The 592-nt window shown below is 46.6% G+C and carries 1 protein-coding gene; it reads left to right on the forward strand.

All coding sequences use genetic code 11. The features are described from left to right. A partial coding sequence (locus tag R7P74_RS27900; RefSeq protein ID WP_318123918.1) for a hypothetical protein occupies positions 1-530 on the forward strand: 530 nt, incomplete at its 5' end. Between the last annotated feature and the right edge of the window lie 62 nt (positions 531-592).

Genomic DNA, 592 nt, shown 5'->3' on the forward strand with positions numbered 1-592 from the left:
GGGAATTTGCCGCAGTTGCAACCCGTCAAAGGGCAAAAGAAAGGATAATCGAAGAGTTGGAAAAGCATCGAAAAGCGGCGAATCCGATAACGGCATTTTATTTTATGAACCGGACGCGACGATGTATAGCGGTTTGTCCCTACCGGCTGCTGCCATCGGATGTTCGGGTGATAACGCCATTTCTGGATGAAGCGGTGGTCAGGTTTTTGATGTCATTGTCACCGGAACTGTTGCTGGATCATAGATTTCACACAATGACGATTGCGGAGGCATATCCTGAGTTTGCGGATCTGCCGTATGAATCAAAAAACAAGCCGCCAAAACACGACGGAGCCTATTACCGCCGTTATGCGTTGGACATATTGTCGAATGCTTTCACATCGAGGAGATGCAAACTAACCAGGCTAAGCTTTTCGTTTACCCGTGCACTTCCGGCAGCAGTCATCCCGCACCGAACCCCAACAGTTGCATATTTTGGCGAACTCGCTGTCTTTCTGCAGCAATTGGAACGTATTGCGGATAATTACTGAAAAGCACTCTAAACCGGCCTAACTTTACCGGGTAGTTTAAGAAAAATAAAAAAGTTTTAACA

The organism is Vibrio sp. 2033, from assembly GCF_033339735.1.